This is a genomic window from Deinococcus radiopugnans ATCC 19172 (genome assembly GCF_006335125.1).
Lineage (GTDB): Bacteria > Deinococcota > Deinococci > Deinococcales > Deinococcaceae > Deinococcus > Deinococcus radiopugnans.
In genome coordinates this window covers 37,937-51,817 of sequence record NZ_VDMO01000007.1, presented here as the reverse complement: position 1 = coordinate 51,817, position 13,881 = coordinate 37,937, and the positions used below count along the sequence as shown (strand labels likewise).

Genomic DNA, 13,881 nt, shown 5'->3' with positions numbered 1-13,881 from the left:
TTTTTGGGCCCAGGGCGTGCCGGGCCGCTTTTTCCCGATCTTCCGCCCCCCATTGTTCCGCTTGTCAAGGAGTGTTGCCGTGAACGATCTGCCTGTCCGACTCAGCCGTTACCCCACCCGTCCCCCGGTCTGCCGCCATGCATGAGGCCGGCGGCGAGACCCTCAACCTGCTGTCCAGCCTGGGCCTGAACCTGTCGCCGCAGACGCTGACGGTGCTGGCCATCGCGCTGTTCGTCGCCACCTACGCCATGATCCTGCTGGAAAAGTACGTTCACCGCACGGTGGCCGCGCTGCTGGGGGCCTGCGCCGTCATGGTGCTGGGCATCCTGACCCCCACCCAGGCGTGGGCCAGCATCGACTTCAACACCATCTTTCTGCTGTTCGGGATGATGAACATCGTCAACGTGCTGAGCCGCAGCGGCTTTTTCGACGTGGTGGCGAGGCGTGCCATGATCGTCACGCGCGGCGAACCGGCCCGCGTGCTGTGGATCTTCTCCATCCTGACCGCCGTGTTCAGCGCCTTTCTGGACAACGTGACCACCGTGCTGTTCATGGCCCCGGTGGTGGTGACGGTGGTGGCGCGGCTGGGCCTGCGCCCGATGCCATACCTGATCGCGGTGATCCTGGCCAGCAACACCGGGGGCACCGCCACGCTGGTGGGTGACCCGCCCAACATCATCATCGGCTCGGTGGCGGGCAAGGGCTTCGGGGACTTTCTGGTGAACGTGGCCCCGTTTGCCACGGTGGCGACGGTGCTGGGCATCGGCCTGATGCACCTGCTGATGCGGGTGCGCGGCGATCTGGCCGGGGCAGGCGACAGCGAGCGGCTGCGGGCGGCCCTGACCGACAACACGCCGATCAAGACCAACCCCAAGCTGATGAAGCAGGCGCTGGGCGTCTTCGCGGTCACGCTGCTGCTGTTCATGATCGGGCACCCGCTGGGCCTGGAGGCCGGGCTGGTGGCGCTGACCACCTCCACCTTTCTGATGCTGATCGCCGACCTGACGCCGGTGGAACTGTTCGAGCAGGTGGAATGGACGACGCTGCTGTTCTTCATGGGCCTGTTCATCGTGGTGGGCGGCCTGGAGCATGTGGGCGTGTTCCAGACGGTGGCCGCCGGGCTGACCAACGCCATCGACGGCAACATCGGCGCGGGCATTCTGGCGGTGGGCTTTTCCAGCGCCCTGATCAGCGGCTTCGTGGACAACATCCCCTTCACCATCAGCATGGCAAGCGTGCTGCGCGAATTGCAGGTCACGCTGGGGCCGGCGATGGACCCGCTGTGGTGGGCGCTGTCCCTGGGCGCGTGCCTGGGCGGCAACCTGACTTTAATCGGCGCGTCGGCCAACATCGTGGTCTCGGACATCGCCGCCCGCGAGGGACACCCGATGGGCTTCGTGGAGTTCATGCGGTACGGCACCCCGGTGGCGCTGATCACGGTGACGGTGGCGCTGGGGCTGTTCTACGCGGCGTTCGTGCTGAGGGGTGGGTAGGCTGTGGCAGCCAGTCTGAAGGTCTAAACGCCTGAAAGGCTAAAGGCTGAGACGCAGCCACTTCCCAACATTCAAGCCTGCGGCTCCAGACGCCCCCAGTCCCTTGACTTCAAGGCGGAACCAGAAAGGTCACCCCGTCAGCGTTCAGACCTTTTGACCCTTAGACCTTCAGACCTCCGCAGGAGCGCCCCATGCAAATCCTCGATCTCGCCACCCTGCTGGTCTGCGTGACCGCCGCGCTGGCCTTCGTCAATGCCCGCTACTGGAAGCTGCCTGCCTCGATCGGCGTGACCGTGGGCGGCCTGGGCGTGAGCCTGATTATCTTCGCGTTTGTCAGCCTGGACGTGCCGTTTGCGCGGGAAGCGGTGGCGCTGGTGCGCGGCATCGAGTTCAGCGACTTCGTGTTTCAGGGCGTGCTGTCGTTCCTGCTGTTCGCGGGGGCGCTGGGCGTCAACTCGCAGGCGCTGTGGGGGCTGCGCGGGCCGGTGCTGACCTTCGCGCTGCTGTCCACGGCCATCTCGATTGCGCTGGTGGGCGGGGCCACCTACGCGCTGCTGGGCCTGTTCGGGCTGGACGTGCCGCTGGTGTACTGCCTGCTGTTCGGCGCGTTGATCAGCCCCACCGATCCGGTGGCGGTGCTGGGCATGCTCAAGCAGGCCGGGGTGCCCAAACGGATTGAAACGCTGGTGGCAGGCGAATCGCTGTTCAACGACGGCGTGGGCGTGGTGGCCTTCGCGGTGCTGGCCGGGATCGCGGCGGCGGGAGGCGGCGGCGAGTTGCACGGCCCCGCGATGAGCGCGGGCGGTGTGGCCCTGTTCTTCGCGCAGGAGGCGCTGGGGGGGCTGGCGCTGGGACTGTTTCTGGGCTGGCTGGGCTGGCTGGCCTTGCGTTCGGTCAGCGACTTCGTGGTGGAGGTGCTGGTCACCCTGAGCGTGGTGCTGGCCTGCACCGCCGTGGCCGCCAATCTGCACGTCTCCGCGCCGCTGGCCGCCGTCGCCGCCGGGCTGCTGATCGGCTCGCTGGCGGACCGCCGCCCGGCGGGGCTGTCCTCGCGCGAGCGCTTCGAGGGCTTCTGGCACCTGGCCGACGAGCTGCTGAACATCTTCCTGTTCGCGCTGCTGGCGCTGGAGGTGGTGGTGGTGCGCTTCAGCGGGCAATCGCTGCTGCTGGGGCTGATCGCCATTCCGCTGGTGCTGCTGAGCCGCACCATTTCCGTGCAACTGCCGGTGATGGTGCTGGGGCGGCGGCGTGACTTCAACCCCTACACCCGCCGCCTGATGATCTGGGGCGGGCTGCGCGGGGCGATCAGCGTGGCGCTGGCCTTCACCGTGCCCGCTGGGCCGGAGCGCGACCTCTTCCTGGTGATGACCTACGTGGTGGTGGTGTTTTCCATCATCGTGCAGGGGCTGACGGTGGGGCGGCTGGCGGCGCGGGCGGTGGACAGCAATCAGGACGGGGCGGCGTGACGCGGCAGACGACTGCGTGTACTCTCAGGCCATGAAGGTTCTGGTCACCGGTGGGGCGGGGTTTATCGGCAGCACGACGTGTTCGGCGCTGGAGGACGCGGGCCATACCCCGGTGGTGCTGGACTCGCTGGTCAGCGGGCCGGAGGCGTTCACGCGGGGGCGCCTCTTTTACCACGGCGACATGGCCGACACTGCCCTGGTCCGGCGCATCTTCGCCGAGCATCCCGACATCGCCGCCACGCTGCACTTTGCCGCGCGGATCGTGGTGACCGAGTCGGTGGCCCAGCCCGCGCTGTACTACCGCGAGAACGTGGTGGGCAGCCTGACGCTGTTCGAGACGCTGCTGGCGCTGGGGCAGACGCGGGTGATCTTCAGTTCCAGCGCCAGCATCTACGACAGCCCCGCCGACCTGCGGGTGGACGAGCACAGCCCCTTAAAGCCGCTGAGCCCCTACGCCCGCAGCAAGCGCATGACCGAGGAGATGCTGGGGGACCTGTGCGCCGCCTCGCAGACCACGCCCACGCCGATGCGGGCCATTGCCCTGCGCTATTTCAATCCGGTGGGCGCGGACCCGAAACTGCGCAGCGGGCCGTACATCGCGGACCCCACCCACATCCTGGGCCGGCTGATGGCGGCCGCCCAGGGCCGCGCGGAGGCCTTCGAGATCACCGGCACCGACTACGCCACCCGCGATGGCACCGGCCTGCGCGACTACATTCACATCTGGGATCTGGCGCAGGCGCATGTCGCGGCGCTGGAAGGTTTCGACGGGGCCTTCGAGGCGGCGGCCAGAGAGGGGCGGGGCCAGGTGTCGTTCCTGCCCATCAATGTCGGCAGCGGCAACGGGGTGACGGTACGGGAACTGGTGACGGCTTTCAAGGAGGCCTCGCCGACGCCGGTCACAGTGCGGGAGGGGCCGCGCCGCCCCGGCGACAGCGCGGGCGCGTATGCGGACACGACGCGGGCGCGGGACTCCCTCGGGTGGAAGGCACAGCTCACGGTGGCCGAGGCGATGCAATCGGCCTTCGCGTGGGAAGCGGTGCGAGGGGAGCGGCTGAACCCAGCGGCCACCCAGGAGCGGCAGTTTCAGCCCTGATCTCAGAGAACCCACATCTTTTACAAGGACTCAGTGGGATTGAGCCATGTCACGAGCGTTTCCATGAATTGTTGTGCCAGATCGATTCTGCAGTCCTGGACACGTATGAACTTCATTATATCTTTTTAAAATTGATCCGCTATGCTACAGGGCGTGATTAAGATCGACCCCGTCTCCGCTGCTGTGGAAAAGATTGTGGCCCATACGGCCAAAGTAGGTGTGGTGGGCCTGGGTTACGTCGGCCTGCCCTTTCTGGTGGAGAAGGCCAAGGTGGGGTTTGAAGTCGTGGGCATCGACCGCAGCGCCGAGCGCGCGGGCATGGTGGCGCGCGGCGAGAACTACATCGGCGACGTGCGCGACGAGGACCTGAAGGCCGTCGTGGAGCAGGGGCTGGTGACCACCACCACCGACTTTGACGTGGTGCCGGAGCTGGACGTGATCGTGATCTGCGTGCCCACACCGCTGGACCGCAACCTGACGCCGGACCTGAGCTACATCCGCAGCGTGACCCAGGAAATCGCCCAGCGCCTGCGCCCCGGCCAGCTGATCAGCCTGGAAAGCACCACCTATCCCGGCACCACCGAGGAAGTCATGAAGCCCATCCTGGAAGCCGGTGGGCTCAAAGCTGGGGTGGACTTCTTTCTGGCGCACTCGCCCGAGCGCGTCGATCCGGGCAATGCGCGTTACACCACCAAGAACACCAACAAGGTGGTGGGCGGCAACGACCCGGCCAGCCTGGAAGTCGCGCTGGCCTTTTACCGCCAGACCATCGAGCATGTTGTGGCCGTCAGCAGCGCCAAGGCCGCCGAGATGGTCAAGGTCTACGAGAACACCTTCCGCGCCGTGAACATCGCGCTGGCCAATGAGATCGCGTTGCTGTGCGACCGCATGGGGATTTCCGTGTGGGAGGTGCTGGACGCGGCGTTTACCAAGCCCTTCGGCATCATGCCCTTCTACCCCGGCCCCGGCGTGGGCGGCCACTGCATTCCGCTGGACCCGCACTACCTGGAGTGGAAGGCGCGCGAGTACAACTTCCAGACGCACTTCATCGCGCTGGCGGGCGAGACCAACCGCAAGATGCCCGAGTTTGTGGTGGACAAGGCCGCCCGCGTGCTGAACGGGGCGCGCAAGTCGCTGAACGGCTCGAAAGTGCTGCTGCTGGGCATGGCCTACAAGAGCGATCTGGACGATTACCGCGAGTCACCGGCATTGGAGGTCTACCGCCTGCTGAAGGAATCGGGGGCGGAGGTGTCGTTTCACGACTCGTGGACGCCGGAGGTCAACGAGCACGGCATTCAGGCCACCGGCATCGACCTGACCGATCAGGTCTTGCAGGACGCCGATCTGGTGATCATCACCACCAAGCACAGCGATGTGGACTACGCCAACGTGATCGAGCAGTCGCAGGCGATTCTCGACACCCGCTACGCCACGCGCGGCATGACCAGCGACAAGGTGACGCTCCTGTGAGCGCGCCCACCTCTGGCCCGACACTTTTCGGCCTGACCGGCGTTTCCGGGTACATCGCGCCCCGGCACCTCAAGGCCATCAAGGACACCGGGAACGTGCTGACGGCGGCCCTGGACCCTTTCGACTCGGTGGGCATCATGGACTCGTTCTTTCCGGACGCCGAGTTCTTCACGCAGCCGGAGATCTTCGAGCGCTACCTGTACGACGCGCGGCGTCAGGGCCAGGGCGTGGACTATGTGGGCATCTGCAGCCCCAACTACCTGCACGACGCGCACATCCGCATGGCGCTGCGGGCCGGGGCCGACGCCCTGTGCGAGAAGCCCATTGTGCTGAACCCGGAAGACATCACGGCGCTGAAGGAAGTGGAGGAGGAAACCGGGCGGCGGGTGTGGACGATTCTGCAACTGCGCGCCCACGCCGCGCTGGAAAAGGTCAAGGCCGAGCTGAGCCCCAGCAGCGGCGACAAGTACGACGTGGACCTGTCGTACATGACCAGCCGGGGCACGTGGTACCTGCGCAGCTGGAAGGGCCGCACCGACGAGAGCGGCGGGCTGGCGACCAACATCGGGGTGCATTTCTTCGACATGCTGAGCTGGCTGTTCGGGGACATTGAGCACGTCGAGGTCCACCAGCGCAGCGAGACGGTGTGCGCCGGGTATCTGGAACTGGAACGCGCCCGCGTGCGCTGGTTCCTGTCGATTGACCCCAGCTACCTGCCCGAGGAGCAGATTGCCAAGGGCCAGCGCACCTACCGTTCGATCACCATCGACGGTCAGGAAGTTGAGTTCAGCGAGGGCTTCACGGACCTGCACACCGAGGTCTACCGCCGCACGCTGGCGGGGCAGGGCTTCAGCCTGGACGACACCTACCAGGCGATCGCCACGGTGGCCCAGATCCGCAAGCAGCCGGTCGTGAGTGCGGCGCCCGACACGCGCCACCGCTTCCTGAGGGGCTGAGATGACTCCAGAAAACACCCAGTCCAGGCCCTGGTGGAAGCACGACAGCGCCTACGTGGACGACGGCGCGCAGATCGGCGACGGCACCAAGATCTGGCACTTCAGCCACGTGATGGGCGGCGCGACCATCGGCGAGGGCTGCTCGCTGGGCCAGAACGTGTACGTGGCGAACGGCGTGAGTATCGGGAAGGGCGTCAAGATCCAGAACAACGTCAGCGTGTACGAGGGCGTGATCCTGGAGGACTACGCCTTCTGCGGCCCCAGCATGGTCTTTACCAACGTCCGCACGCCGCGCAGCGAGTTTCCGCGCAACACCAGCGCCGACTACACGGTGACGCGGGTGGGGCGGGGGGCCAGCATCGGTGCGAACGCCACCGTCGTGACCGGCGTGACCCTGCATGAGGGCGCCTTCGTCGCGGCGGGTGCCGTGGTGACCCGCGATGTGCCCGCGTTTACCATCGTGGCGGGCGTGCCGGCCCGGCCCATCGGCTTCATGAGCGCCAGCGGGGACCGACTGGATTTTTCCGGCGGCGACACCGTGACCGATTCTGCCGGCCACACCTACCAGAAATTCAGCGACACCGACGTCAGGAGGCTCGCATGACCACCACTGCACATCCCCAGATTCCCATTCTTGACCTGAAGCCCGAGATCGACGAGCTGCGCCCCGAGATCATGGCGGCCATCGGGCGCGTGCTGGACCGCACTGACTTCATCATGGGCGAGGACGTCCACCTGTTCGAGCAGGAGGTGGCCGCGTACCTGGGCGTCAAGCACGCCATCGGCGTGAACAGCGGCACCGACGCGCTGGTGATCGCCCTGCGTGCCCTGGGCATCGGCCCCGGCGACGAGGTGATCACCACGCCGTTTACCTTCTTCGCCACCGCCGAGAGCATCAGCATGGTGGGGGCGAAGCCAGTCTTCGTGGACATCGATCCGGCCACGCTGAACCTGAATCCGGAACTGATCGAGGCGGCCATTACGCCGAACACCCGCGCCATCATGCCCGTTCACCTGTACGGCAACCCGGTGGACATGACCCGCATCATGGCCATTGCCGACAAGCACGGCCTGAAGGTGGTGGAGGACTGTGCCCAGAGCTTCGGCGCACGCTGGCGGGGCACGCAGACCGGCACCATTGGGGACTTCGGGGCGTATTCCTTCTTTCCCAGCAAGAACCTGGGGGCCTACGGCGACGGCGGGTTGCTGGCCACCAACGACGACGCGCTGGCCGACACCGCCCGGATGCTGCGGGTCCACGGCAGCCGCAAGAAATACCACAACGAAACCGTGGGCTACAACAGCCGTCTGGACACCATTCAGGCCGCGATTCTGCGCGTGAAGCTGCCGCACATTGAGAAGTGGAACGCCCACCGCCGCGAGGTGGCGCGGCAGTACAACGAGGGCTTGAAAGGCGTAGAGGGCATTGTGACGCCTGAACTGACAGATGGCCATGCGTTTCACCAGTACACCATTCGGGTGCAGAACGGCCGGCGGGATGAGTTGCAGCGCAAGTTGGCTGAGCTGGGCATTGGTACGATGGTCTATTACCCGGTCCCACAGGACGAGCTACCAATTTACAAAGGGCAGTATCGGACTTATGAATACAGCAGTCTGGCTGCGAAGGAGGCGTTGAGCTTGCCGATTAGCCATTTTATGGAGTCTAAGTCCATATTTTACATCTTAGACAGATTTAACAAATGATGCAATTATCATTTTAGTGTCAACTTTATCGGTGTAGATCGATTATGTGTCTTGCTCCATGGATGTTGTGAAAACTCATTTCTGCCTAAATCACTCTTTTCACACATTGCCATTTATGTCGGCGATCAAATTCATCAAGGAGATATAGGTGATTAAAAATTCTCTGCATATTATTATATTTTCTGACGTGTCAAAGACGTCCGGCGGAAAGGAAACATGGCTGGAATACTTTATTAATAGCATACACTCCGACTATATTAATATATATGTATATTGTATTGCATACTCTGATATTGATTTCCCAAGCAATGTGATTTTTGTTGACAGCAAACATAAGAGTTTACCGGGATATCTTTTTTCGTCCTTTAGGGCGATTAAAAAGCATAGTGCAGAGGGTGATGAGTGCATATATTGCGGCATTAATATTGAAGCTATGATCTTTATATTGAATAAAATAACAAATATAAATCTTAAACATATAATCTGGATAAGGGGAACGGGAATTGGTGAGTTGAAATATTTTTGGTCAAATAAATCAATGCGCAACAGGATTAAGTTATACATAGCCACTTTGGTGGAAAGATATTCTTTCGCGAAGAGCAAGTACATTATATATAATGGCGAAGATACTAGAGTTACATTTGAGCAACGATATGGTATACGAGAAAATGCAAAGACGATTCCGAATGCTCTTGATCTAGAACCCTCTTTAAATACACACATAGATAACAATCTAGTGCATTCAGTAGCCTACACTGGCCGCTTAGTGAACACAAAGGGGTTTCAGTATTTCGTTGAAGCAGCAAATCGTATGCGGGAAACAAAAATGACTTTTCATGCTTGGGGAGAAAATGTAAATCAAGTAATTAAAGATTCAGATCATATATTATATCACGGCGCTTATACACGGAAAGAGCTTCCCATAATTGCCAGTAACAGTTTATGCTTCGTCTTTCTCAATAATAACACATCAAACGCTGCTGGCGGGATATCCCACAGTATCCTTGAGGCTCTTGCCTTAAGCAGGATAGTTATTGCTTGGGACAATGCGACACACAGGCAACTTTTGAACTCGGCGAATTCCATACTAGTTGAGGAGGGTAATATTGATCAACTCATTAATGCGATAAGATCGCTACCGAATCTAAATTTAAACACACTGACACAGATGATGGAAGCTGCGTATCAGACAGCCTTACCTTACTCAATCTCTGAACACGTAAAATTATACAAAGAATTTGTAGGACACACATGAATGTCAAAAAAAAAGCAATACTCATCATTGTAGATCATTATCTGCCGGGCTTTAAGTCAGGAGGACCAGTAAAAAGTATCGCCAACATTCTGAACGGCCTATTGGATCGCGAGCAAATAGATGTCTTAACAAAGGATAGGGATTTAGGAGACGAAAATCCATACAACAATATAGAATCAAATTCTTGGAACAAACTGAATAATTATAAAGTATATTATATGAGCAGCGATAATGTTGGCATTTTAAATATATATAAGTTTTTGAGAAGAAATCCCTATCGGCTGATATATTTAAATAGTTTTTTCTCACTGTTAACAATAAATGTGTTAATCGCATGCTCGCTAATTGGAACAAGGAGGAGCAAGCTATTGTTAGCCCCGAGAGGGGAGTTTTCCCCCGGCGCATTAGAACAGTCCCGTTTTAAGAAGTATATATATATCAAAGTGTTTAAGATTATTTTCAATAATCTGAAAATTGTTTTTCATGCTTCAAACGAGATGGAAAAATTACATATTGAGAAGACTCTTGGTCCGGATACGCATATTAGGATCGCTAGTGATATACCGGATCCAACAATGCCACATCTTCCAAATACTAAAATCGGGAACGATGTTCTAAACATTGTTTTTATATCCAGAATTTCTCCAAAAAAGAACATCTTGTATGCTCTGAAGATTCTAACTATGTTGGACCATAGATTTACTTTTGACATATACGGACCTATCGAAGATCAAAAATATTGGGAAAGTTGTGTCGCCTACATAGATAAACATGATCTTCAAGATAAGGTCTTTTATAGAGGTGCAGTGAAGCCTGATAAAACGCAATCAGTTTTTAAACAGTATGACGTCTTTTTCTTCCCAACTCTGGGAGAGAATTTCGGACATGTGATTTATGAGGCATTGGCAAGTGGGTGTCCCGTACTGACAAGTGATATGACTCCATGGGATGATTTAGAAAAATATGGCGCAGGATGGACTATTCCTTTAGTAGATGAAAATCAATACGTAAAAACGCTGGCGCAGATAAACAGCATGAGCTTAAAAGAAAAAACGAAGCTTTCGGAAAGAAGTTGGAGATATGCGAATAATAAAGTCGACTACGAGGAAATTATCCGCAAGCACATAGAGCTATTCGAGATATAGGGAGATTTTATGAGAGTAGAAATGCGAGACAAAACTATCCTAATTACAGGTGGCACTGGGTCATTTGGCAATGAACTCGTCCAACTCATCAAGGACACCGAAGTTCGTGAAATCCGTATATTCAGCCGTGATGAACTGAAACAGGAACAGATGCGCGTTCGCCTGAACAACCCCAAGGTCAAATTCTACATTGGGGATGTGCGGGACCGCGCCAGCGTGGACGCGGCGATGGAAGGCGTGGATATGGCCTTTCATGCAGCAGCGCTGAAACAGGTGCCGTCCTGTGAGTTCTTCCCCATGCAGGCAGTCCTAACCAACATCGTGGGCAGCCACAACGTGGTGGAATCGGCTATTGCCCACAAAATTAAGTCGCTGGTGTGCCTCAGCACCGATAAGGCTGTGTTCCCAGTCAACGCCATGGGCATGAGCAAGGGCATGATGGAGAAAGTGGCGACAGCCGCAGCGCGGCGACTGCACGAGGGCAACACCATGATTTCCAGCGTGCGTTATGGCAACGTGATGTACTCGCGGGGCTCTGTCATTCCGCTGTTCATTGACCAGATCAAGCAGGGTAAGCCACTTACAGTCACCGATCCGGACATGACCCGCTTCCTGCTTTCTCTACGAAGCGCCATCGATCTAGTGCTGTTCGCCTTCGAGAACGCTGAGCAGGGCGATATCTTCGTTCGCAAGGCCCCAGCATGTACCGTGGAGGATCTGGCCCAGGCTCTCAAGCACCTCTTCAAGTCAGACGTGCCCATTCAGATCATCGGTACACGTCACGCCGAGAAACTGTTCGAGACGCTGGCGACGGCGGGAGAGATCGCCAAGTCCGAGGACATGAGCGAGTACATGCGTGTCCGCATGGATGATCGCGATCTGAACTATGCAAAGTACTTCACCGAGGGCAGCCCGGAAGAATCCACCCTAAACGATTACACCTCGCACAACACCCAACGCCTGACCGTGCCAGAAGTCGAGGAACTTCTGCTGGCCCTGCCGGACGTGCAACGCGAACTGGCCGCGTGGCAGGCCAGATGAAGGTAGGCCTTACCGGCGCAGGTGGCATGCTGGGAACCCATGTCCGCGCCTATTTTCGTGGCTTGGAAGATCTGGAAGTCCCCACCGCAGATCGCCAGACCTTCGCTTCGGGGAGGCTTGCCGACTTTGTGGATGGCTGTGATGCCGTGATTCATCTCGCGGGGATGAACCGGGGCGAGGACGATGTGGTGGCGCAGACCAACCTGGACCTGACCCGGCAACTAATCGAGGCACTGGAAGCACGTCACAGCAAGGCGCACATCCTGTTCTCCTCATCCACCCACATCGAGCGCGACACCGCCTACGGCACCTCCAAGCGCGAGGCGGCGGCTCTGCTTTCCGACTGGGCGCAGCGCAACGGTGGCCGATTCACCAACGTCATCCTGCCTGGCGTGTTTGGCGAAGGCGGAAAACCCTTCTACAACTCAGTGGTCTCCACTTTCTGTCACCAGCTGGCCAGCGCCGAGAAGCCCACGCCTCACAATGACGCCCCCATCGAGCAGATTCACGCGCAGGAAGTGGCGAGGCGTTTTGAAGCGCTGATACGGGACGGCACGTTGGGCGACGTGCGCGTTCAGGGCCACAACATGACTGTGTATGGCCTGCTGGACGCCCTAGGCAGCATGCACAATCTATACGCCGAGCACATCATCCCCGACTTGCGCGAGGACATCCGGCGTGACCTGTTCAACACCTACCGCTCTTACCTGTATCCAAAGCATTACCCGGTGGCGCTGACCCTGCATACCGACCCGCGCGGCAGCCTGTTCGAGGCGGTCAAGAGTCCCAACGGCGGGCAGAGCTTCATGTCCACCACCCATACGGGCATTACGCGCGGCAACCATTATCACACCCGCAAAGTCGAGCGGTTTCTGGTCACGGGCGGCGAGGCCGAGATCAAGCTGCGCCATCTGTTCGGCGAAGAGGTCCAGACCTTCCGGGTATCGGGCGAACGCCCCAGTTACGTGGATATTCCCACGCTGCACACGCACAACATCACCAATATTGGCGACGGCACGCTCACCACGCTGTTCTGGACGCACGAACTGTTTGACCCGGCCCAGCCCGACACGGTGGCTGAACCCGTGGAGCGTGTATGAGTCAGGAAGAACTGACGCCAAAGAAACTGAAGATCATGAGCGTCGTGGGTACCCGCCCGGAAATCATTCGGCTGTCACGGGTACTGGCGAAATTGGATGAGTACACCGACCACGTCATCGTACATACCGGCCAGAATTACGATTACGAGCTGAACGAAATTTTCTTCTCTGATCTAGGCGTCCGAAAGCCCGATCATTTTCTGGATGCGGCCACGGGCACCGCTGCCGAAACCATCGGGCATATCCTCATCAAGGTGGACGCGGTACTGGCGCAGGAGCAGCCGGACGCGGTACTCATCCTGGGCGACACCAACAGTTGTCTGTCGGCCATTCCCGCCAAGCGGCGCAAGGTGCCCATTTTCCACATGGAGGCGGGCAACCGCTGCTTCGATCAGCGTGTGCCGGAAGAAACCAACCGCAAGATCGTGGACCACACCAGCGACATCAACCTGACCTACAGCGACATTGCCCGCGAATACCTGCTGCGCGAGGGCCTACCGCCAGACCGGATCATCAAGACCGGCAGCCCGATGTTCGAGGTGTTGACCCATTACCTGCCCCAGATCGAGGCGTCGGACGTGATGACGCGACTGGGCCTGGAAACCGGGGAATACTATGTGGTCAGCGCCCACCGCGAGGAGAACATCGACTCCGACACTAATCTGGACGGGCTGGCGTTGTCACTCAACACCATTGCCCAGACCTACGGGCGGCGCGTGATCGTCTCCACGCACCCCCGCACGCAGAAGCGCATCGATGCGCGGGACATCGAATTCCACCCGAACGTGGAGCTACTCAAGCCGCTGGGCTTTCACGATTATGTCCACCTGCAAATGCACGCCCGCGCCGTACTGTCCGACAGTGGGACCATCACCGAGGAATCCAGCATCCTGAACTTCCCAGCCCTGAACATCCGTGAGGCCCATGAGCGGCCCGAAGGGATGGAAGAGGCCAGCGTGATGATGGTGGGCCTGTCGCCTGAGCGAATTATGCAGGGCCTGCGAATTCTGGAGGCTCAGCCGCGCGGCGAAACGCGGATGCTGCGGCAGGTCTCGGACTACAGCATGCCCAATGTCTCGGATAAGGTGCTGCGAATCCTGATCAGCTACACGGATTACGTTAACCGTGTGGTATGGCGGAAGGGTTAGAGTCTGG

The 13,881-nt window shown here is 59.1% G+C and carries 12 protein-coding genes; all 12 read left to right on the top strand.

Annotation, left to right across the window (positions count from 1 at the left end; genetic code table 11):
- Positions 1–137 precede the first annotated feature (137 nt).
- On the top strand, positions 138–1,493 hold the full coding sequence (locus tag FHR04_RS07780) for an ArsB/NhaD family transporter (protein WP_139402234.1): 1,356 nt from the start codon (positions 138–140) through the stop codon (positions 1,491–1,493).
- 191 nt (positions 1,494–1,684) lie between these two features.
- Positions 1,685–2,959 (top strand): cation:proton antiporter, encoded by a 1,275-nt coding sequence (locus FHR04_RS07775; RefSeq protein ID WP_139402232.1) that lies wholly within the window; start codon positions 1,685–1,687, stop codon positions 2,957–2,959.
- Between the two features lie 31 nt (positions 2,960–2,990).
- Positions 2,991–4,055, top strand: a complete 1,065-nt coding sequence (gene galE, locus FHR04_RS07770; RefSeq protein ID WP_139402230.1) for a UDP-glucose 4-epimerase GalE — start codon at positions 2,991–2,993, stop codon at positions 4,053–4,055.
- 153 nt (positions 4,056–4,208) lie between these two features.
- On the top strand, positions 4,209–5,525 hold the full coding sequence (locus tag FHR04_RS07765) for a nucleotide sugar dehydrogenase (RefSeq protein WP_211344180.1): 1,317 nt from the start codon (positions 4,209–4,211) through the stop codon (positions 5,523–5,525).
- Positions 5,522–6,481, top strand: a complete 960-nt coding sequence (locus FHR04_RS07760; protein ID WP_139402225.1) for a Gfo/Idh/MocA family oxidoreductase — start codon at positions 5,522–5,524, stop codon at positions 6,479–6,481. The genes FHR04_RS07765 and FHR04_RS07760 overlap by 4 nt, the downstream gene beginning before the upstream one ends.
- Position 6,482: 1 nt before the next feature.
- Positions 6,483–7,085: an acyltransferase gene (locus FHR04_RS07755; RefSeq protein ID WP_139402224.1), complete on the top strand. Its 603-nt coding sequence runs from the start codon at positions 6,483–6,485 to the stop codon at positions 7,083–7,085.
- The gene (locus tag FHR04_RS07750) at positions 7,082–8,185 is read left to right on the top strand and encodes a DegT/DnrJ/EryC1/StrS family aminotransferase (RefSeq protein ID WP_139402222.1); all 1,104 of its coding nucleotides are present in this window, start codon (positions 7,082–7,084) and stop codon (positions 8,183–8,185) included. Before FHR04_RS07755 ends, FHR04_RS07750 begins: the two co-directional genes overlap by 4 nt.
- Before the next feature lie 148 nt (positions 8,186–8,333).
- Positions 8,334–9,440 carry a glycosyltransferase gene (locus FHR04_RS07745; protein ID WP_139402220.1) on the top strand — a complete coding sequence of 369 codons (1,107 nt, stop codon included), beginning with the start codon at positions 8,334–8,336 and terminating at the stop codon, positions 9,438–9,440.
- Positions 9,437–10,585, top strand: a complete 1,149-nt coding sequence (locus FHR04_RS07740) for a glycosyltransferase (protein ID WP_139402218.1) — start codon at positions 9,437–9,439, stop codon at positions 10,583–10,585. The genes FHR04_RS07745 and FHR04_RS07740 overlap by 4 nt, the downstream gene beginning before the upstream one ends.
- Before the next feature lie 21 nt (positions 10,586–10,606).
- Entirely contained in the window at positions 10,607–11,626 is a 1,020-nt protein-coding gene (locus FHR04_RS07735) for a polysaccharide biosynthesis protein (protein WP_183944818.1), read from the top strand.
- Positions 11,623–12,726 carry a polysaccharide biosynthesis C-terminal domain-containing protein gene (locus FHR04_RS07730; RefSeq protein ID WP_139402215.1) on the top strand — a complete coding sequence of 368 codons (1,104 nt, stop codon included), beginning with the start codon at positions 11,623–11,625 and terminating at the stop codon, positions 12,724–12,726. Before FHR04_RS07735 ends, FHR04_RS07730 begins: the two co-directional genes overlap by 4 nt.
- Positions 12,723–13,874: a non-hydrolyzing UDP-N-acetylglucosamine 2-epimerase gene (gene wecB / locus FHR04_RS07725; RefSeq protein WP_139402213.1), complete on the top strand. Its 1,152-nt coding sequence runs from the start codon at positions 12,723–12,725 to the stop codon at positions 13,872–13,874. Before FHR04_RS07730 ends, wecB begins: the two co-directional genes overlap by 4 nt.
- Positions 13,875–13,881: the final 7 nt, after the last annotated feature.

Coding starts and splice junctions, on each gene's coding strand:
- FHR04_RS07780 (WP_139402234.1), top strand. CDS start 138: ATGCATGAGGCCGGCGGCGAGACCCTCAACCTGCTGTCCAGCCTGGGC.
- FHR04_RS07775 (WP_139402232.1), top strand. CDS start 1,685: ATGCAAATCCTCGATCTCGCCACCCTGCTGGTCTGCGTGACCGCCGCG.
- galE (WP_139402230.1), top strand. CDS start 2,991: ATGAAGGTTCTGGTCACCGGTGGGGCGGGGTTTATCGGCAGCACGACG.
- FHR04_RS07755 (WP_139402224.1), top strand. CDS start 6,483: ATGACTCCAGAAAACACCCAGTCCAGGCCCTGGTGGAAGCACGACAGC.
- FHR04_RS07750 (WP_139402222.1), top strand. CDS start 7,082: ATGACCACCACTGCACATCCCCAGATTCCCATTCTTGACCTGAAGCCC.
- FHR04_RS07740 (WP_139402218.1), top strand. CDS start 9,437: ATGAATGTCAAAAAAAAAGCAATACTCATCATTGTAGATCATTATCTG.
- FHR04_RS07735 (WP_183944818.1), top strand. CDS start 10,607: ATGCGAGACAAAACTATCCTAATTACAGGTGGCACTGGGTCATTTGGC.
- FHR04_RS07730 (WP_139402215.1), top strand. CDS start 11,623: ATGAAGGTAGGCCTTACCGGCGCAGGTGGCATGCTGGGAACCCATGTC.
- wecB (WP_139402213.1), top strand. CDS start 12,723: ATGAGTCAGGAAGAACTGACGCCAAAGAAACTGAAGATCATGAGCGTC.